General features: G+C 72.6%; 11 protein-coding genes. 3 read left to right on the forward strand and 8 right to left on the reverse strand.

Features of this window, described 5'->3' with window-relative positions:
- Positions 1–59: 59 nt before the first annotated feature.
- The 6 genes from AQJ84_RS30965 to AQJ84_RS30990 form a co-directional block, all read right to left on the reverse strand.
- Positions 60–1832 (reverse strand): serine/threonine-protein kinase, encoded by a 1773-nt coding sequence (locus tag AQJ84_RS30965; protein WP_059198888.1) that lies wholly within the window; start codon positions 1830–1832, stop codon positions 60–62.
- A 154-nt stretch (positions 1833–1986) separates the two neighbouring features.
- Positions 1987–3753 (reverse strand): serine/threonine-protein kinase, encoded by a 1767-nt coding sequence (locus AQJ84_RS30970; protein ID WP_053192643.1) that lies wholly within the window; start codon positions 3751–3753, stop codon positions 1987–1989.
- Between the two features lie 96 nt (positions 3754–3849).
- The gene (locus tag AQJ84_RS41520; RefSeq protein ID WP_037804764.1) at positions 3850–5184 is read right to left on the reverse strand and encodes a serine/threonine-protein kinase; all 1335 of its coding nucleotides are present in this window, start codon (positions 5182–5184) and stop codon (positions 3850–3852) included.
- 140 nt (positions 5185–5324) lie between these two features.
- Positions 5325–7052 (reverse strand): serine/threonine-protein kinase, encoded by a 1728-nt coding sequence (locus AQJ84_RS30980; RefSeq protein ID WP_053192641.1) that lies wholly within the window; start codon positions 7050–7052, stop codon positions 5325–5327.
- A 216-nt stretch (positions 7053–7268) separates the two neighbouring features.
- Positions 7269–10256, reverse strand: a complete 2988-nt coding sequence (locus AQJ84_RS30985; RefSeq protein WP_053192645.1) for a protein kinase domain-containing protein — start codon at positions 10254–10256, stop codon at positions 7269–7271.
- Between the two features lie 206 nt (positions 10257–10462).
- Complete coding sequence (locus AQJ84_RS30990; protein ID WP_030045223.1) at positions 10463–12661, reverse strand: serine/threonine-protein kinase; 2199 nt, start codon at positions 12659–12661, stop codon at positions 10463–10465.
- Positions 12662–12864: 203 nt separating this feature from the next.
- On the opposite strand from AQJ84_RS30990, the gene AQJ84_RS30995 reads away from it, so the two are divergent.
- On the forward strand, positions 12865–13908 hold the full coding sequence (locus AQJ84_RS30995; RefSeq protein ID WP_053192640.1) for a serine hydrolase domain-containing protein: 1044 nt from the start codon (positions 12865–12867) through the stop codon (positions 13906–13908).
- 130 nt (positions 13909–14038) lie between these two features.
- On the opposite strand, the gene AQJ84_RS31000 is transcribed toward AQJ84_RS30995, so the two are convergent.
- On the reverse strand, positions 14039–15745 hold the full coding sequence (locus AQJ84_RS31000) for a glycerol-3-phosphate dehydrogenase/oxidase (RefSeq protein WP_030045226.1): 1707 nt from the start codon (positions 15743–15745) through the stop codon (positions 14039–14041).
- Positions 15746–16037: 292 nt separating this feature from the next.
- Here AQJ84_RS31000 and AQJ84_RS31005 point away from each other — a divergent pair, with 292 nt between their 5' ends.
- Both AQJ84_RS31005 and AQJ84_RS31010 read left to right on the forward strand, forming a co-directional pair.
- Positions 16038–17246 (forward strand): nucleotide sugar dehydrogenase, encoded by a 1209-nt coding sequence (locus AQJ84_RS31005; RefSeq protein WP_030045227.1) that lies wholly within the window; start codon positions 16038–16040, stop codon positions 17244–17246.
- 198 nt (positions 17247–17444) lie between these two features.
- Positions 17445–18023, forward strand: a complete 579-nt coding sequence (locus AQJ84_RS31010) for a hypothetical protein (protein WP_030045228.1) — start codon at positions 17445–17447, stop codon at positions 18021–18023.
- A gap of 61 nt (positions 18024–18084) precedes the next feature.
- Here AQJ84_RS31010 and AQJ84_RS31015 read toward each other — a convergent pair whose 3' ends face one another.
- Entirely contained in the window at positions 18085–19209 is a 1125-nt protein-coding gene (locus AQJ84_RS31015) for a GuaB3 family IMP dehydrogenase-related protein (protein WP_053192637.1), read from the reverse strand.
- Positions 19210–19298 lie beyond the last annotated feature (89 nt).

Raw genomic sequence — 19298 nt, forward strand, 5'->3', positions numbered from 1 at the left:
AGTGATCAGTGGCAACGAATGCGCTGATCAGGGCGTTGAGGGCGGCGGCCACCCCGTCCTCAGCGGTTTCCGATCTCCATCCGGTCACGGGCCGCCTTGAACACCGAGGTGCCCTTCCTCTCGTCCGGGGTCCCCTTGGGCATGTCCACCCGCAGCTCGTACATGCGGCTGTCGGTGGTGAGGATCGTCAGCTGCATGACCCGGGTGGGGCGCGTGTCCAGGTCGTACGTGGTGTCCGTGAGGACCGCCTCGTAGCCGTCGAAGCTGGTCGGGGTCGTCTGGGTGCTCGCGTCGCCGTCGTGACCGTTCCAGGTGTCGTGCGCCTCCCGCGCCTGGGCCGCCAGGGAACGGGGGGCCTTGTCCCACTGGGTGAGGCGGAGCTGGATGGTGTTGTCGAGGTCGTAGACGACAAGGCGGGGCGGGTCGTCGGCGCCGCCTTCGCGGGCGGTTTCCTCGTAGTCGGCGGGGAGGGCCAGGGTGGCGTTCATGGCGGGCTCGGGGTGCGTTGTCCAGGAGTCGGCCGGGGTGGGGGTGACGTCGGTCGGGGTGGTGGGGGTGGTGTGGGTGGGGGCCGGTACCCCGGCGGATCCGGTTTCGGTGTCCGTGCCGGAGGATGACGTACCGAAGGAGGACGTGCCGAACCAGATGCCGCCCACCAGGAGGGCACTGAGCACGGCGGAGTAGCGGAGGATGCGGCGCCTCGGCGGTGGCCGCTCCTCGGAGTTCGGCGTGGCGACCGCCTCCGGTTCGGGGGCGGGGGTCGGTTCGATCGCGGGGGTCGGATCGATCGCGAGGGCCGGATCGATCGCGGGGGCCGGTTGGACCGCGGGGGCCGGTTCGGGCGGTCGTACGGCATCGCGCAGTCGCGCCGTCCCGATGTCCTCCGCCGCTTCCCTGAGCCCCGATGTGTCCTGCGTCTCACCCCCTTCACCCTCTTCGCCGACGTCCTGCTCCTCGGCCTCATCCCCGAAGGGACCCTGCACCGGCCGCTCCCGCGCCGCCGCTTCCAGTACCGCGGCGACCTCCTCAGGGCCCGGTCGCCGCTCCGGGTCCTTGGCCAGCAGCCTGACGAGGAGGGGCCCGAGAGGACCCGCCTGCTTCGGCTCAGGCGGGTCCGCGGCGAGGATCGCGGCGAGGGTGGACTCCAGGGTTGTACGGCGGAAGGGGGACCCGCCCTCCACGGCGGCGTACAGCAGCACGCCCAGCGACCACAGGTCGGAGGAGGGGCCGGCGGCGCCGGGGCCGGACATCCGCTCGGGCGCGATGAACTCCAGCGAGCCGACGAACTCCCCACTCACGGTGAGGGATTCCTCGCCCTGGACGTGGGCGATGCCGAAGTCGGTGAGGACGACCCGGTGATGCCGGCCGAGCAGGACGTTGGCGGGCTTCACGTCACGGTGCACGATGCCGACGGCGTGCGCCGCCCGCAGGGCACCGAGGACGGCGAGGCCTATGCGGGCGGCCTCGGCGGGTTCGAGGGGGCCGCGCTGGAGCAGCTCGTGCATCGACTCGCCGCGGACCAACTCCATGACGATCCAGGGGAGTCCGTCCTCCTCTTCCACCACCACGTCATGGATGGAGACGGCGGAGGGATGATCGACACGGGCGGCGGCCCGGGCCTCGCGGTAGAGGCGGTGGGCGGCGCGCTGACGGCTCTCGCTCTCGGGGTCCCCCGGCAACCGCGGCTGCTTCACGGCGACTTCCCGCTCGACCAGCTCGTCGACGGCCCGCCACACGGTCCCCATACCACCCGACCCGATCCGCTCGACGAGCCGGTAACGCCCGCCGACTGTCCGGCCCTCGCCGTCTCCGGAGCCACCGTCGTTGCTCATGTCCCATGAGTACCGTGCGGGGTGGGGAGTTGTCGACGCGGGGACGGGCGTACGGCCGTGCAGCCGGTGGCAGCGGAGCCCTCACCCGGAGACAGCGGCCGAAGTGACCGGTGGTCAACGCCTCCGTATCAGGCCTTGGCCTTGGCCTTGGCCGTCACAGCTTGTCGACGTCCAGGTTCGCGATCGCCGTGTTCGCCACCTCGCGTCCGCGTTCCGTGAAGTCGCCCTCGCCCGGGTAGCTGACGCTGAGCTTGTACATGTCGCCACCGGAGGTCTTGTAGTAGAAGATCCTCATCTCGCGCTTGCGAGGGTTCTCGGTGTCGTCGGTGGTGTAGGTGATCGTGTTCTCGGCGGCCTTCTTGCCCTGGTAGGTCGCGTCCTCGGGCTTGGTCCTCAGGCCCTCGGCGGACATGTCGAGCCGGTAGTCGCCGCTCCGCTTGAACTCTCCGTCGTCGTCGTACATCTCGGCGGCCGCGGAGCCCGCGATCTCGCTGCCGGTGTCCTCGGCCTTCTTGTCCAGGGTCAGGCCGATCCGGATGGCGCCGCTCGCGTCGGTGTACGTCACCCAGTGACTCGGGTCGCTCTCCCGGTCGGGCTTGCCCGGCGTGTACTTCTCGGGGACCGCGAGGGTCGCGGCGACGTCCGCCACGGACACCGTCTTCCAGCCGTCCGGCAGCGGTCCCGCGAAGGGGTCCGCGATCAGTACGTACGCGGCGACCGCCGCCGCGACGACCGCGGCACCGAGGCCCAGCAGGGTCTTGCGGCCGACCCGTACGCCGCCTGCCGTGGCGGGGGCGCCGGTGACCGTGACGACCTGCGTCGGGGCCGGAGCCGGCGGGTTCGCGGTGCGCTCCAGCAGGTCACGGACCTGGGCGGCGTTCGGTCGGCGGGCCGGGTCCTTCTGGAGCAGGCCGTTGATGGCCTGGGCGAGGGGTCCCTGGGCCGCCGCGGGCGGTGCGGGGGTCGCGTTGAGGACGGACTGGAGGGTCGCCGGCGTGTTGCTGCGGCGGAACGGTGAGACACCCTCCGTCGCCGCGTACAGCACCACGCCGAGGGACCACAGGTCGCTGGCCGGGCCCGGGCGCTGGCCCAACACCCGCTCCGGCGCGATGTACTCGGGCGACCCGACGAAGCCGCCGGTGTCGGTCAGATTGGTCTCGCCCTCGATCTGGGCGATGCCGAAGTCGGTGAGGACGACCCGGTCGTACCGGCCGAGCAGGACGTTGTCCGGCTTGACGTCACGGTGCAGGATGCCGGCGGCGTGCGCGGCCTCCAGCGCGCCCAGTACCTCGAGGCCGATTCTCGCCGCGTCCCGGGCCCCGAGGGTGCCCTCCTGCAGCGCGTCGCCCATCGAGCGGCCCTGCACGAGCTCCATCACGATCCACGGCTGGCCGTCCACGACCGCCACGTCGTGCACGTTGACGACGGCCGGGTGGTCCAGACGCGCCGCGGCGCGTGCCTCGCGGCGCATCCGCTCAAAGGCGTTGGCACGTTCGCGGTCGGGAAGGTGGTCCGGTACACGGGGCTCCTTGACGGCGACCTCGCGGTCCACCGTCTCGTCCTTGGCCCGCCACACCGTGCCCATGCCGCCGTGCCCGAGCTTGGCGAGCAGCCGGTAACGGCCTGCGATGAGCCGACCGGTGCCGGGGTCGTCCTGGACCGGCGGGGACTGCGGGGCGGACTGCGGGTGCGGTACGGACCGCGGGGCGGACTCCGGGCCGGCAGCCTGTGACGCGGCCGCCTGCTGCGGGGAGGCGTGCGCAGGCACGACCTGCGTGGGTGCCGCGTACGGGTTGTCGGGGTGCGGCACGGCCGCGTGCGGATGCTGCGCCTGCGGATGCGGTGCCCGCGGATTCGGCGGTTGCAGACCGAAACTCGTTGGCTCGTCGGATCCGTAAGGGGCTCCCCCGTTGCTGCTCATGGGTCCATCCATATCGCGCCAAGTGCTTCCGCTTCCACCTCTGGCGCTTTCCGGTCACAGACCCGTGACTCAGGTTGTCACTTATCTCCCCTTTACTCACGGTTGGCGGGAATGGGAGGTGGGTGCGGAGGTCGCGGAGGCGGAGACGGCCCCGGAGGCGGACCTGGAGAGCGAAGGGACCGGGGTCGGGGACCCGCTCGCGTACGTCGGCGCGCTCGGCGTACCGACGGTGGTCACCGGCGTCGGACTCACGGGCACCACACCCCCGTCGCCGCCCCGCTCCGTGAGCAGCGCCGCCGCGGACACGCCCGCCCCCGCCATCGCGGTGACCAGCAACGCGGTGACCAGCACACTGCGCGGGGAGTACCGGTGGCGCTCCCCTGCGCCGAATCGTTTCGCCGTACGTCCCGTCTCCAGGAAGTCCCGCAGCATCCGCTCCGCCTCCCGCGCGTCCAGCCGCCGCCCCGGATCGCGTTCGAGCAGGCCGCGTATCACGGGCAGGATCGGCCCGGCCTGCGCGGGTGGCCGTATCTCGGCGGAGACGACCGCGTGCAGGATGCCGCCCAACGAGTCGCGCCGGAAGGGAGACTCGCCGCTCAGCGCGGTACACAGCAGCGCACCCAGCGACCACAGGTCGGACGCCGGTCCGGTCCCCGCCCCGGACATCCGCTCGGGCGCGGTGTACTCGGGCGACCCGACGAAGGCCCCACTCTCGGAGAGCGTGCTGGCACCGGCGACCTGGGCGATGCCGAAGTCGGTGAGAATCACGCGGCCGGGGGTGATGTGCTGACGGTGGGCGGGGTGGGCCCGGTCGCGGTCGATCCGGTCGCGGTCGATCCCCTCCCGGTCGACCCCCTCATGGGCGAACGCGTCTTGGACCAGCCCGTCTTGGACGGACCGGTCCCGGGTGAACCGGTCCCCGGCGATCCTGTCCCCGGCGATCCTGTCCCGGGCGATCCGGTCCTCGGCGGCGTCGTCCTCCAAGAGGACGTTCGCCGGCTTGATGTCGCGGTGCAGTACCCCCGCGGCGTGTGCCGCACCCAGCGCGCCGAGCAGGGCGATGCCGATGCGGGCGGCCTCGGCGGCGTCGACCGGGCCGCGCTCGGCGATACGGTCGGCGAGCGAACCGCCGCGGATCAACTCCATGACGATGTAAGGACGTTCCCCGTCCTCGACCACGTCGTGGACGACGATGACGTGCGGGTGGCGCAGCTGTGCCACCGCACGCGCCTCACGCAGGGTGCGCTCGCGCTGCCCACGGGCCTCGTCCGCGGAGAGCGTGTCGTCCAGGGGGAGTTCCTTGACCGCCACCTGCCGGCCGAGCAACTGGTCGGTCGCCCTCCAGACGACCCCCATGCCACCCTGTCCGAGCCGCGCCTCGAGCCGGTAACGACCCGCGACCACACGAAGGTTGTCCCCCTCGGTCCCCATGCGCCTCATGATGCCGCACCGGACGCAGCCCTTCCGGGTCGGCGACCGGCCATTCCACGTCAGGAGCAAGCCAGAGGTGCGCGGCGGAAGCCGGTCCTGGCGCCTTTGTCAGCGCGAGCCGGGCCTCCGCCGGGTGCGCGTCAGCCGGTCCGCGGCTGCCAGCCCTGCAGCACCGCCGTGAACTGCTTCCGCGTCTTCGCCCAGCTCTCGGCCGGCGACGACATGTAGAGGGCGTACTCGACACCGTCCCGCGCCAGGTACGTCTCCTCGATGGCGCGGCGCGGTCCGGGGAACGACGTGTCCTTGGCCTGCGCCGTCCACGTGTACTCCCACAGGGAGCCGTTCCGGTCGCGGTAGATGTTCTTCTCCAGCTTGAGGCGCTTGTAGTCGACCAGCCCCCGCAGCTGCTCCTCCAGGTCGATCTGGTGCGCGTACGGGTCGCCGAAGTCCGGCGACTCGTCCACCGCGATCCGGATGAAGTGCTCGCCGCCGTCGGGCGAGTAGTCGATCTGCTGGATGCCGCCCGCGGTGCTGTGGACCGATCGCGTCCAGCTCTTGTCGGGCAGCGAGAGACCGAATCCGAGAGGATCGGTGACCGGGACCCAGGTGTCCGGGACGCTGCTCTCCGGTGCGGGCGTGCCGTCCTCCGTGGGTAGGGCCGACTTGGTCGTCGCCCCGGTCCCCTCCAGGCGCGTCTCGTCCCACTGCTGCACCACGACGGCCGTACCCCCTCCGACGATCGCGGCGAGGGCGACCACGAGGGCGAGGGTGCGCAGGCGACGACGCCTGCGCGGCGGCTGCGACGTGGCGGCGAGCTGCCCCGGGCCGCCGAGGACCGTCGGCCCGGTCGAGGGCGGGTACGGCGTCCCTGTGACCGGCGTGTGCGGAGCGTGCTGCGGATGCCGAGTGTGCTGCGTGTGCTGAGTCCTCGATGTGTACGGCGAGTGCGGCGAGCGCGGCGTGTGCGGTCCGGTGTGCGTCCCGGAGTCGCTGCCCGTCTCGCGGACCGAGCCCGCGTACTGCGTCGGAACGTACAGCTGTGCCGCGCTCGGCCGCCGCCCCTCCGCCGCCTCGGCGAGCATCTGCTCGGCCTCGGCGGCCCCCGGGCGCCGGGCGGGGTCCTTGTGCAGCAGCGCGGCGATGACGGGCGCGAGCGGACCGGCGTGGCCCGCCTCGGTGGGCTCCTCGTCGACGACCGCCTGCATGGTGGCCAGGGGCGTGGTCCGACGGAACGGTGACCTGCCCTCGACGGCCGTGTACAGCGTCGCGCCGAGCGCCCACAGGTCGGATGAGGCGCCCGGATCCTGGCCGCGGATCCGCTCGGGGGCGAGGTAGTCGACGGAGCCGACGATCTCTCCCGTACGCGTGATGGCGGTGTCTCCCTCCACCTGCGCGATACCGAAGTCGGTGAGCAGGACGCGGCCGTCCCGGCCCAGGAGAACGTTGCCAGGCTTCACGTCGCGGTGCAGGACACCGGCGGAGTGTGCGGCGCGCAGCGCCTTCAGCACCCACAGGCCGATCCGGGCGGCCTCCCGCGGCTCGACCCGCTCCCGGTCCTTGACGGCGTCGGCCAGGGACTGCCCCTCGACCAGCTCCATCACGATCCACGGCCGGCCGTCATGGTCGAGGACGTCGTGCACGGTGACGACGGCGGAGTGGTTGATCCGGGCGGCCGCGCGTGCCTCGGCCCGGGTGCGGGCCAGCAGGACGGTCCGGTCGCTCTCGGACACGTAGAGCGCGGCGGTCAACTCCTTGATCGCGACGGCTCGGTGCAGCACCTCATCGTGGGCACGCCAGACCCGGCCCATGCCGCCCTTGCCTATCGGGTCGGCGAGCCGGTAGCGCCCCGCGAGGAGCTGGCCCTGCATCTGATTCACGTTGCCCCGCAATGCTCTTGACAGGGTCAGACTAAGGACCCTTCCGCGCCGAACGGAACCAGGGGCGCGTCAAGGAGACCGCACTGTGACGGTTGTCGCTTCGCGAGGCGCGAGTAAACCAACAGGTAACGACAGGCGTCTCGTCGGCTCGGCCCGGTGGTGTCAGGCCCTCGGCCGGCCGGACCGCTCACCGTGCTCGGGGCCCGTTCAGCCGGTGGCCTGATACGTCTGTGCCGCCTGCTCGTAGAGGCGCGTGACCTCGTCCCGCTCCGCCTCCGGGCCCCGCACCTGCACCACGTGGTACTTCCCGTCGACCAGCATCGCGAGGTTGCGCACGAACAGCTCGCGCCCGTCGTCGCCGGTCCAGGTGAACTGCCCTTCGGCCATGGTCCGGCCGCCCACCTCGATGGTCTTCAGCCCGGTCGCGGTGGCCCAGCTGGAGTCGCGGTACGGCTGCAGCTCCGGCTCCTTCTCCCGCTGGTACACCATCGGGTCGCTGCCGTCGTCGGCCGCGCTGTCCCGCCCCGGAACGACGATCAGCTCGAAGTTGCCGTGTGTGTACACGACCTGGCCGCGTCCGTTCTCCGGTGTGCGTTCCCAGCCGTTGGCGACCGCGACCTGGAAGCCCGCGGTGTCCTTGCGCAGCGTGAAGCCGTCGGCGACCTCGGCACCGGCCGTCTGCGTGTCGGTGGATCCGGCGGACGCCGAGGGGCTGCCCTCGGACGTACCGGGCGAGGTCTGGTCGGGCCGCGGCTCGCTGCTCGCCTCCGAGGACGGGTCGGGCGCCTGGCTCACCTCCCCGGCGGCCCCGGTCCGGTCCCCGGCGCCCTGGTCGCCCGGATCCGCCTTCGGCATGAGGAACACGGCGTACGCGATCGCCCCGGCCAGGGCGAGCAGGATCAGCAGCAGCAGCGTCCGCCCGAGGCTCCTCGGCGAACGGACCTCCTCGCGCGCCCGCTTGTGCCGCCCGTGCGCACTCGTCGCGGGCAGCCCGGCCCGCCTCCTGCGCACCAGTTCGCCCCGCCGCCGTACGACGGGCAGCCGGCTGGTGTCGGCGGGCGGCGCGGCGACGACATGCGCGCCGGCCTCCGGCTCGGGCGCCGAGCGCACCAGCGAGCGCAGCCAGCCGCGCAGCTCCTCGAAGTCCAGCCGCTCGGTCGGGTCCTGCCGCAGCAGCGACTCGACCACCGGCCTCAGCGGCCCGCACTCCTCGGCGAACGCGGGCGGCTCCGCGCACACCAACTGCACCAGCTCGGCCGTCGACTCCTCCGGATACGGCGCGTGCCCCTGCACGGCCCTGAACAGCAGCGCCCCGAGCGCCCACAGATCGGTGGCGGGTCCGATCGGCGCCGCCAGCTGCCAGTTCTCGTGCACCGGACCGGCCTGCTCCGGCGCCCACCGCTCCGTGACGGGCCCCACCACAGCCATCCGCGCCTGCCGTGCCCGCTCGGCCGCCAGCGCGGTGGCGGGCCCACGCCACCGCACCGGCGCACCGGCGGCCGGCTCGTCCCAACCGCCGGGGGGCGGCGCGGAGGCACCGGGAAGGGCGGGCACCGAGGAACCGTGCGAGGCCTGTGCCGGGATCCCGGTGGGAGTGACGCCGGCTGACGACGGCCCCTGACGCCCGGCCCCCGGAGCACCAGACCTCGCGGCCGGGCCGCCGGCCGCGGGCGCCGCGCCACGCCTGGCATCCGAGCCGAGCCCGGTACCCGGTCCCGTCACGGCAGGCGGCGCACCGGCCCCTCCCCGAGGCCCGGCCCCGTGCCAGGGCGCGCCTCGCACGCCGTACGGGTCGGCGATCTGCCCCGGAGGAACGGCACCGGCCGCGTCCCGGGCCCCGGTCGCTCCGGGATACGGCACCTGCGCCGCCCCGTTGTCACCGCGGCGAGCCGCGTGCTGCCCCCTGTCGGCGCCGGGATACGGCTGTTGCTGCCCGCCGTTCGCCGCAGGATACGGCTGCTGCTGCCCACCGTTCGCCGCGGGATACGGCTGCTGCTGCCCGCCGTTCGCCGCGGGATACGCCGACGGCTGCGCGCCGTTGCCCGTGGGGGAGGCAGAGTGGCCCGCCGCCTCTGAGTACGGCCCCGGGTACGGCGGCTGCGCGGGCCCGTCGGCGTACGCGGCCGGGTCACCCTCGGGAGTGGGGCGGGCTCCGGGCAGGGCCGCCCGCCCGCTCTGCTGAGCCTCCTGGACCCGGGCCGCTGCCCGGGCCCCCGCGCGATACGCGGCGATCGCCCCGGCCCGCGCCGCCCTGATGTCCGTCCCGCCGTCGGCGTCCCTGCGGGCGATCGCGGCCGAGGCCCCCGCCCCGTCCGAGCCGGAAGACTCCGCACCGGAGGCCGGCAGCCCGCCGATCCCTCGTGCCTCGATGGCGGCCCGCCGAGCGGCCTCGGGATCGGCCCCGCCGAAGCCGCCACCGCCGGATCGTTCGACTCCGCCGGCCCGGCCGGACCCGGTCGCCCTCGGGCCACCGGCTCCCATGACTTCCACGGCCCCTGCGGTTCCCGTGGCCTCAGGCCCGTTGCCGAACTCCCCGGCACCGTCACCGTCGGAGCCCCATTCGGCCGCCTCGGCCGGCACCGGGTCGTACCCGCACAGCGCTTCCTCGGCCGCGCCCACCGCGAGGCCGGTCAGCATCACACGGCCGTCGTCGCAGACGAGGACCGTGCGTGCGGTGATGTTCCGGTGCACCCAGCCATGTGCGTGCAGCACGCGCAGTGCCATCAGGACGTCGGAGGCGACCTCGGCCGCCCGGTACGGCGTGAGCGGCTTCTCCGCGAGCAGCGCCGCGAGTGACCGGGCGGACACCAACTCGCTCACTATCCACAGCGACCCACCGTCCGCGAACACGTCGAAGACCTGGTCGAGTCGAGGGTGGTCGGGAATCCGGGCCGCGGCCTGCGCCGCCTCGACGGCCCGCCGTACGGCCGGATCGGCCGGCCGCCGCGCGCCCGCACCGGCGCCCGCCGGCCCGCGTCGCCCGGCTCGCGGATCCCGTGCCGTGAACCCGTCCGGCAGCCCCTCCGCGTCGAGCACCTCCGCCTCGACGACCTCGGGCAACGGCACCTGCCTGACCAGGACTTCCTGCCCGCTGTAGGTGTCGAAGGCGCGGGTCTCGGTGAGTTCGTACTCGTCGGAGGGCGGCAGCGGCAGGCGGTAGCGGTCGGCGAGTACCCGTCCCGCATAGTCGTCCACGTTGCCTCCCCCGGCCGTCCGGTTGGTCAATTCCGTTCGCCTCGCGGCTCGTTCCGGGCGCATTACCGGCTGCGTACGGTCCGCAAGCACTCACGATACGTGCCGGAGGCAACCTGCAAAGGGGGATGCCAGATCTCACGCCCCAAACCCGAGATCGAACACGAGATCGACCACGAGCTCGGCCCCCTTGCCGCTTCCCGCAGCACTCACGCCTTCGGTTCGAAGGTGCCCGCCAGCGTCTGCCAGGTGCCCTCGCGCAGCTCGCTGCCCCAGTCCGCGGCCTTCGCCGTGTACATCAGCGCGTACCCGAGTCGGCCGTTGACGACGAATCCCCGGTCGATCGTCCGGTACTTCGTCCCGCTCTCCTGATAGGTGAACTCCCAGTCAGCGGCGTTCCAGCCGCGGTAGTCCACCTTCTCTATTCGGATCCTGTCGTACTGGGAGCGCGTCATGTAGCGCTCCTGGCTCTTCCAGTCCGCCACCGGGTCGCCCTTCGGCGTGGACGTCCAGGCCACGAGCAGCTTCTGCCCCTCGGGCCCGGTGAAGCGGTCCCCCGCCGAGCCCGTCGACTGGTACTTCCACCCCTCGGGCAGCCCGATCGAATATCCCTGGCTGCCCTTGTACGTCGTCTCCGCGGTGTCGCCGTCACCGGAACCGGCCCCTGAGGACCCGTTCCCGGAGCCCGCGTCACTGCCACCGGACGCGCTCGCGCCGGTGCTCGGCGTGCTCCCGGCCCCCGCGCCCGCCTCCGCGGACTCGGGCGCCGAGCCGTCCGTGCGCGTGCCGCCGCTCTCGTCCTCCTTGGTGTCGGCACCCGCGCTCGCGCTGGTCGTCGCCTTGGCGCCGCCACCCTTGGCCCCGTCGGAGCTCCCGTCGTCGCCCAGCGTCAGGGCCAGCACCGTGCCGATCACGGCGAGCACCACGACCACGGCGATGATCATCAGCGTCCGCTTCGGCACCACATCGGTGATGGGGGCCCTGGGCACCGGCCGCGGCGGCAGATCCGGCGGCGTCATCACGGGCCACCCCGAACTGCGCCCGTCCGACGACGCGTCGGCACTCGCGCCACCCGCGGCGGCACCGGTCCCGCGCGGGCCCCCGTCACGAGCCCCGGGCACCCGGCCCGAAGCCGGCCCCGAAGCCGCCGAGGAGGACGCGGACACGGACGAGGACGGAGACGAGGTCGAAACGGCGCCCGCCGCCCCGGCCGCACCCGAGGCGCCGGGCAGCGCACCCGAGGTACCCGACGTGCCACCGGCCCCCGAAGCCGCCGTACCACTGTCACCCGAACCGGAACCCGAACCGGTCGCACCGTCACCGGACTTGGTCCGGGACACGGCCGCGGAGGAAGCCACCGCACCCGCCGCCCCGGCGGCCTTGCGCACGGAACGCAGGGCACCGCGCAACCGCTCGCCCGCCTCCTCGCCGCGCTTGCTCCCGCCAGCCGCCGAACCGCCCCGGCCCGACCGCTCGTCGGGCTGCGGGGGCAGCGGCACGACCTTCGTCGCGTCCGGCGCCTCCTCGGGCTCGGCCTTCGACTGCGGTGCTCGGATCACGGCGTTGAGCATCGCCCGCGCACCGGCGTCGTCGAGCCGCTTGGCGGGATCCTTGGTGAGCAGGCCGTAGATGACGTCCTTCAGCGGTCCGGCGTTCTTCGGCTCCTCCAGCGACTCCGTCATCACCGCCGTCAGCGTCGCGATCGCGGAACCCTTGTCGTACGGCGGCGCGCCCTCGACCGACGCGTACAACAGGCCGCCCAGCGACCACAGGTCGGCCGCCGGCCCCGGCTTGTGCCCACGGGCCCGCTCGGGGGAGATGTAGGAGGGGGCGCCGACCAGCATGCCGGTCGAGGTGATGGACGGGTCGCCCTCGACCTGGGCGATGCCGAAGTCGGTGAGCACGACCCGGCCGTCCTCGGAGATCAGCACGTTCGACGGCTTCACGTCACGGTGCAGGATGCCCTCGCGGTGCGCCGAGCGCAGCACGTCGAGGATCGCCAGGCCGACCTCCGCCGCCCGACGGGGTTCCAGCAGGCCGTCCTCCCGGATGACCTCGGCGAGCGACTTGCCCTCGACGAGTTCCATGACGATCCACGGCCGGTCGTCCTCGTCGACCACGTCGAAGACCGTCACCGCGCTGTTGTTGCGAATCCGCGCGATGGCCTTGGCCTCACGCAGCGTGCGTGTGATCAGCCGCCGCTTCTCGTCCTCGTCGATGTTGGACGGGAACCGCAGCTCCTTGACGGCCACCGTCCGGCCCAGGGTCTCGTCCTCGGCCCGCCACACGGTGCCCATGCCGCCGCGACCGAGCACTCCTCCCAGCCGGTACCGCCCGGCGAGAAGACGCCCGCTGTTGTCCTGACGAGTGTCCTGACGGGATGTCCCCGCCCGCTCCGCCTCCGACATGCGTCCCCTCATGCAACCCGCCCTGACAGAGCCTCCATTGTCCCTCACCCGACAAGTGCCCGACGCCCAGGGTGCCTCTGACCGCCGTCCGACCGCCCACCAACCGCCCTTCGCCCGCGCCGGCGGCCCTCCGCGCGGGCTCCCCGGTGAACCTCCCGCTCCCCCGACCTGGATGATGGCCCCGACCAGGGAGGACCACCGCGATGCCCACGCTTCGGACGCTGTCGGCCGTGCCCGTGTGCCTGGCCCTCCTCGCCCTGACCCCCGCGGCATTCCCACCGCCGACGACCCCACCCACGGACGCGCTCCTTCCGTTGCTGGTCACACGGGGCGGCGCCCCCGCCGCGGCGCTGCTGGCCCGCGAGGAGAGCGGCACCCGCTACACCGAGAGCGGCAGCGGTATCGCCCGCGCCGACCACTTCCGGGCCGGCTCCCTCACGAAGACCTTCATCGCCACGGTCGTCCTGCAACTGGCCGCCGAGCACCGGCTGAAACTGTCCGACACCGTGGAGCAGCACCTGCCCGGCCTGGTGCGGGGAGCCGGCAACGACGGCCGCGCGCTGACCCTTCGCGCCCTGCTCACCCACACCAGCGGCCTGTACGACTTCACCGCGGTCACCGGCGGCGCCGTCCCCCTCAGCCCTCGTCAGGCCCTGCGCATCGCACTCACCCACCCCCCGGCCACCCCCGGCCGCTATGCCTACTCGAACACCAACTACGTGCTGCTCGGACTGGTCGTCGAGCAGGTCACCGGCCACTCGTACGCCACCGAGGCCGAGCGCCGCCTCATCGCTCCGCTGGGTCTGACGGGCACCTCCTTCCCCGGATCCCGCACGACTCTCCCCTCCCCGCACGGCCGCGCCTACGCCACCGACGGAACCGACGTCACCGAGATCGACCCCCAGGTGGCCGGCGCCGCGGGCGAGCTGGTGACCACGCTCGCCGACCTGGACCGCTTCTACGCCGCCCTGCTCGGCGGACGGCTTCTGCCCCCGGGGCGACTGCGCGAGATGCTCGACACCCGCACCGCACAAGGCTCGTACGGCATGGGCCTAATCCCCGTGAAGCTGCCGTGCGGCACCACGGTGTGGGGGCACGACGGCCGCATCACCGGCAGCTACGTGCGCACCGCAGCCACGGTCGACGGCCGCCGCGTCCTCACCTTCCGCGTGAACACGACGACGATTGCAGATCCCGACCTCGAACCCCGGCTGCTCGCCGCCGAGTTCTGCCCCCGCACCTCGTAGAACGGCCGGGCTCCGAACAAGGATCCCGGCCGCCTACACCCGTTCGAGTGACGTTCGGCGGCTGTCCACCAACGGGCTGCCCGCAGACCGCCGCCCACTCGCTGCTCACTGTCCGCCGCCGACCCACGCCTCACAACGGCACGATGTCCGGCGCCCCCAACCGCGCCGCGTCCGCCGTCAGATCGTCCGGCTGGCGCTGCGACTCCCGCTCCGCCTCCACCCGCTTCTCGTAGTGCTCGACCTCCCGCTCGATGTGGCCCTTGTCCCAGCCGAGCACCGGCGCCATCAGTTCGGCCGCCTCGCGGGCGCAGCGGGTGCCCCGGTCGAAGGTCTCGATGGAGATACGGGTGCGCCGGGTCAGCACGTCGTCGAGGTGCCGCGCACCCTCGTGCGAGGCGGCGTACACGACCTCGGCGCGCAGATAGTCGTCGGCTCCCTGGAGGGGGTCGCCCAGGGAGGTGTCCGAGGCGATGAGGTCGAGGACCTCCTCGGCCATCGCGCCGTATCGATTCAGCAGGTGCTCCACACGCACCACGTGGAGCCCGGTCCGGGCCGCGATCCGCGCTCGCGCGTTCCACAGCGCCCGGTAGCCCTCGGCGCCCAGCAGCGGCACGTCCTCCGTCACGCACTCGGCGACCCGTAGGTCGAGGCCGTGCACCGCCTCGTCCACGGCGTCCTTGGCCATGACCCGGTAGGTCGTGTACTTGCCGCCGGCGACCACGACGAGGCCGGGCGCCGGATGCGCCACGGTGTGCTCCCGCGACAGCTTGCTGGTGGCGTCCGACTCACCGGCCAGCAACGGCCTCAGGCCCGCGTAGACGCCCTGGACGTCGTCCCTGGTCAGCGGCACCGAGAGCACCGAGTTCACATGCTCGAGGAGGTAGTCGATGTCGGCGCTGGACGCGGCCGGGTGCGCCTTGTCGAGGTCCCAGTCGGTGTCCGTCGTGCCGATGATCCAGTGGCGTCCCCACGGGATGACGAACAGGACGGACTTCTCGGTGCGCAGGATCAGGCCGGACGAGGAGGTGATGCGGTCCTTGGGCACGACCAAATGGATGCCCTTGGAGGCCCGGACGTGGAACTGCCCGCGCTCCCCCACCATGGCCTGGGTGTCGTCGGTCCACACACCCGTCGCGTTCACGATCTGCTTGGCGCGGACCTCGTACTCCCCTCCCCCTTCGACGTCCTGCACCCGGGCCCCGACCACGCGCTCGCCCTCGCGCAGGAACCCGGTCACGCGCGCGCGGTTGGCGACCTTCGCGCCGTACGCCGCCGCCGTGCGCACCAAGGTGGCCACGAAGCGGGCGTCGTCCATCTGCGCGTCGTAGTACTGCAACGCCCCGACCAGCGCGTCCTTCTTCAACGCGGGAGCGACCCGCAGTGCTTGACGACGGCTCAGGTGCCGGTGCATGGGCAGTCCCCGGCCGTGCCCTCGCGCCATTGACATGGCGTCGTAGAGGGCGACGCCCGAGCCGGCGTACATCCGCTCCCAGGCCCTGTGCTGGAGCGGGTACAGGAAGGCCACCGGCTTCACCAGGTGCGGCGCGAGCCGCTCCAGCAGCAGGCCGCGCTCCTTCAGCGCCTCCCGGACCAGTGCGAAGTCGAGCATCTCCAGATAGCGCAGACCGCCGTGGACGAGCTTGCTGGACCTGCTCGACGTGCCCGACGCCCAGTCACGCGCCTCGACCAGGCCCACGGACAGGCCCCGGGTGACGGCGTCGAGCGCGGTGCCCGCACCGACCACGCCCGCCCCCACCACCAGCACGTCCAGTTCGCGCTCGGCCATTGATGCGAGTGACTCGGCGCGCTGCGCCGGTCCGAGTGTCGCTGTCCTCACCGCTGCCTCCCGCTGTAGGTCGTGCCGGTCTCACCCCTGAGGAGTGGCCCGGTCCGTATCCCCCATGCCCAAATTCTGACCGGCTTGCCCAAGTTCAGCCACCACGAGCCCCAGCCTGTGGACAACTTTCACGGACCGGCGGAACAACCCTCACGGACCTACAGGAAGACACACGGAATCAATCCCACATATCGGTCATATTTACTCCTAGTCTGACATTGCGCTCGCCCATCCTGTCCACAGGGCTTGCGCACCTGCCCCGCTTCGGCTATTGGGAAGGACGGTCCTCGCCATGCCCGCAGATCTCGCCGTCATCGGACTCGGCCCCTACGGACTGCCCCTGGCCCAGGCCGCCGTCGTCGCCGGCATCCCCACGCTCGGCTACCGCACCGGCCCCGAGGCCGGCTCCCTCAGCCCCGCCGAACTGCGCCGGATGCTCTCGGGAGGCTTCCGGCCGGCCACCTCCCCGGCCGAGCTCGGCCGGGTGCGCACCGCGGTCATCTGCGCCCCGACCCCGAGGGACGCGGACGGCGGGCTCGACCTCGCCCAGGTGGAGACGGCCGCCCGCACCCTGGGGGCACACCTGCGCCCGCACACCACGGTCATCCTGGAGTCGCCCGTCCAGCCGGGCACCACCGAGGACTTCCTGCGCCCGCTCCTCGAACGGGCCTCGGGCCTTCGCGCGGGACGCGACTTCCACCTCGCCTACTCCCCCAGCCGTGTCGACCCAGGCAACCGCGACTTCACCCCCGCCAACACCCCCAAGGTGATCGGCGGTCTCACCCCTGCCTGCACCGAGTCCGCCGCCGCGTTCTACGGCCGTCTCACCGACAAGGTGGTACGCGCGCGTGGACCACGCGAAGCGGAGACCGTGCAGCTCCTGGAGACCAACTACCGGCACGTCAACATCGCCCTGGTCAACGAGATGGCCGTCCTGTGCAACGACTTGGGCGTCGACCTCTGGGACGTCATCCGCTGCGCGGAGACCAAGCCGTTCGGCTTCCAGGCCTTCCGCCCCGGCCCCGGCGTCGGCGGCCACGCCGTCCCGCAGGACCTGACCGGCCATGCCGGCCGCACCCTGCGCATGGTCGAACTCGCCCAGCAGGTCAACCACCAGATGCCGCGTTACGTCATCCAGCGCGCCGCCGCCCTCCTCAACGAGCACGGCAAGTCCGCACGCGGGGCCCGCGTCCTCCTCCTCGGCGTCACCTACAAGCCCGACCTCGCCGACCAGCAGGCCACCCCCGCCCAGGAGATCGCGATCCGCCTCATGGAGCTCGGCGCCTCCGTCAGCTACCACGACCCGCACATCCCGGCCTGGACCGTACTGGACCGCCCGGTCCCCCGCGCCGACTCCCTCTACGAGGCCGCCGCCCACGCCGACCTGACGATCCTCCTCCAGCAGCACCGCACGTACGACCTCCAGGGCCTGTCGGTGAAGGCCCAGCTGCTGCTGGACACGCGAGGGGCCACGCCTACGGGGGCGGCCCACCGGCTCTGACGGCGAGTGAGCGGCGCGTCCGCCGCGTCCAGCGCGTTGGGCGCGGGAAAACCGAGCGCGAATTCACTGGTGGCCCGGACGGGGGCGCCTGCTAACCTTCGGCGACTCGTCGCACACCTGTGCGCGAGTCCCGTCGCACGTCGTGCGCACCACACCGCTTGTTCATCGTCCCGCGAGGGACATGGGGGGATCTCTGTCATGACCCAGTCAGCACCGCCGCCGCAGCCCGCCGACGGCAACCCGTACGCCCAGCAGCCCGACGCCGCGCCCCAGCCCACCGGCGGCAACCCCTACGCCCAGCAGCCCGGCACCGTGCCGCCGCCCGCGGGCGCGTTCGCCCCGGCGCCGCCCGCCCCGGCCCGCGGCAACACGGGCATCGGCGGCATGGCCGTCGGCCTGGCCGTCGCGATCGTCGTCGCCCTGGTCACCGCCGGTGTCTACGGCGCCATCGTCGGTGCCACCGAGTACGAGATCGGCTACGCGGCCGTCGGCGTCGGCTTCCTCATCGGCTTCGCAGCCGGAAAGCTGGGCGGCTCCAGCCCGGTGCTGCCGGTGGTGAGCGCGCTCCTGTCCCTGGGCGCGGTGTACGCCGGCCAGCTGCTCGGCATCGCGATGATCGCAGCCGACGAGAGCGGCATGACGGTGACGACCATCCTCACGGACTACTTCGACCTGGTGACGGAGGTCTGGAGCGAGGAGGCCGACGTCATGACCTTCCTGTTCCTCGGCATCGGCGGGTTCGCGGCGTTCTCCGCCGCCAAGAAGTCCGCCGCGTAGGACGAGGCACCGAAAGGGGCCGCTCACCTCACGGTGGGCGGCCCCTTCCACGTCGTACGGACTACCGGCGGTGCACCGAGTCCGCCACCGTCACCTCGACGCGCTGGAACTCCTTCAGCTCGCTGTAGCCGGTGGTCGCCATCGCCCGCCGCAGCGCCCCGAAGAAGTTCATCGAGCCGTCCGGCGTGTGGGACGGGCCGGTGAGGACCTCCTCGATGGTGCCGACCGTGCCGAGGTCGACCTTCTTGCCGCGCGGCAGCTCCTCGTTCACCGCCTCCATGCCCCAGTGGTGACCCCTGCCGGGCGCGTCCGTGGCGCGGGCCAGCGGGGAGCCCATCATCACCGCGTCGGCGCCGCAGGCGATCGCCTTGGGCAGGTCGCCGGACCAGCCGACACCGCCGTCGGCGATCACGTGCACGTACCGGCCGCCGGACTCGTCCATGTAGTCGCGGCGGGCGGCCGCCACGTCCGCGACCGCCGTGGCCATCGGGACCTGGATGCCCAGCACGTTGCGCGTGGTGTGGGCGGCGCCGCCGCCGAAGCCGACCAGGACGCCGGCCGCGCCGGTGCGCATCAGGTGCAGGGCCGCGGTGTACGTGGCGCAGCCGCCGACGATCACCGGGACGTCGAGCTCGTAGATGAACTGCTTCAGGTTCAGCGGCTCGTGCGAGCCGGAGACGTGCTCCGCGGAGACCGTCGTACCGCGGATGACGAAGATGTCCACGCCCGCGTCCACGACCACCTTGGAGAACTCGGCGGTGCGCTGCGGGGACAGCGCGGCAGCGGTGACCACGCCCGAGTCGCGCACCTCCTTGAGGCGCTGCCCGATCAGCTCCTCCTTGATGGGAGCGGCGTAGATCTCCTGGAGGCGGCGGGTCGCGTTGTCCGCGTCCAGCTCGGCGATCTCGTCCAGCAGCGGCTGCGGGTCCTCGTGCCGTGTCCACAGGCCCTCGAGGTTCAGCACGCCGAGGCCGCCGAGCTCACCGATACGGATCGCGGTGGCCGGGGAGACGACCGAGTCCATGGGGGCGGCCAGGAAGGGCAGCTCGAAACGGTAGGCGTCGATCTGCCAGGCGATCGAGACCTCCTTCGGGTCCCGCGTACGGCGGCTGGGGACGACGGCGATGTCGTCGAAGGCGTACGCCCGGCGGCCGCGCTTGCCGCGCCCGATCTCGATCTCAGTCACGTGTGTGGCCTTTCCCTGATGCGTTTCAGCGTCTTCCAGTATCGCCGACGGGCACGACGAGGGCGGCCCCGGATGCTCCGGGACCGCCC

The sequence above is a fragment of the Streptomyces resistomycificus genome (assembly GCF_001514265.1).
GTDB classification, from domain to species: domain Bacteria; phylum Actinomycetota; class Actinomycetes; order Streptomycetales; family Streptomycetaceae; genus Streptomyces; species Streptomyces resistomycificus.

Coding starts and splice junctions, on each gene's coding strand:
- AQJ84_RS30965 (WP_059198888.1), bottom strand. CDS start 1,832: ATGAGCAACGACGGTGGCTCCGGAGACGGCGAGGGCCGGACAGTCGGC.
- AQJ84_RS30970 (WP_053192643.1), bottom strand. CDS start 3,753: ATGAGCAGCAACGGGGGAGCCCCTTACGGATCCGACGAGCCAACGAGT.
- AQJ84_RS41520 (WP_037804764.1), bottom strand. CDS start 5,184: ATGGGGACCGAGGGGGACAACCTTCGTGTGGTCGCGGGTCGTTACCGG.
- AQJ84_RS30980 (WP_053192641.1), bottom strand. CDS start 7,052: ATGCAGGGCCAGCTCCTCGCGGGGCGCTACCGGCTCGCCGACCCGATA.
- AQJ84_RS30990 (WP_030045223.1), bottom strand. CDS start 12,661: ATGTCGGAGGCGGAGCGGGCGGGGACATCCCGTCAGGACACTCGTCAG.
- AQJ84_RS30995 (WP_053192640.1), top strand. CDS start 12,865: ATGCCCACGCTTCGGACGCTGTCGGCCGTGCCCGTGTGCCTGGCCCTC.
- AQJ84_RS31005 (WP_030045227.1), top strand. CDS start 16,038: ATGCCCGCAGATCTCGCCGTCATCGGACTCGGCCCCTACGGACTGCCC.
- AQJ84_RS31010 (WP_030045228.1), top strand. CDS start 17,445: ATGACCCAGTCAGCACCGCCGCCGCAGCCCGCCGACGGCAACCCGTAC.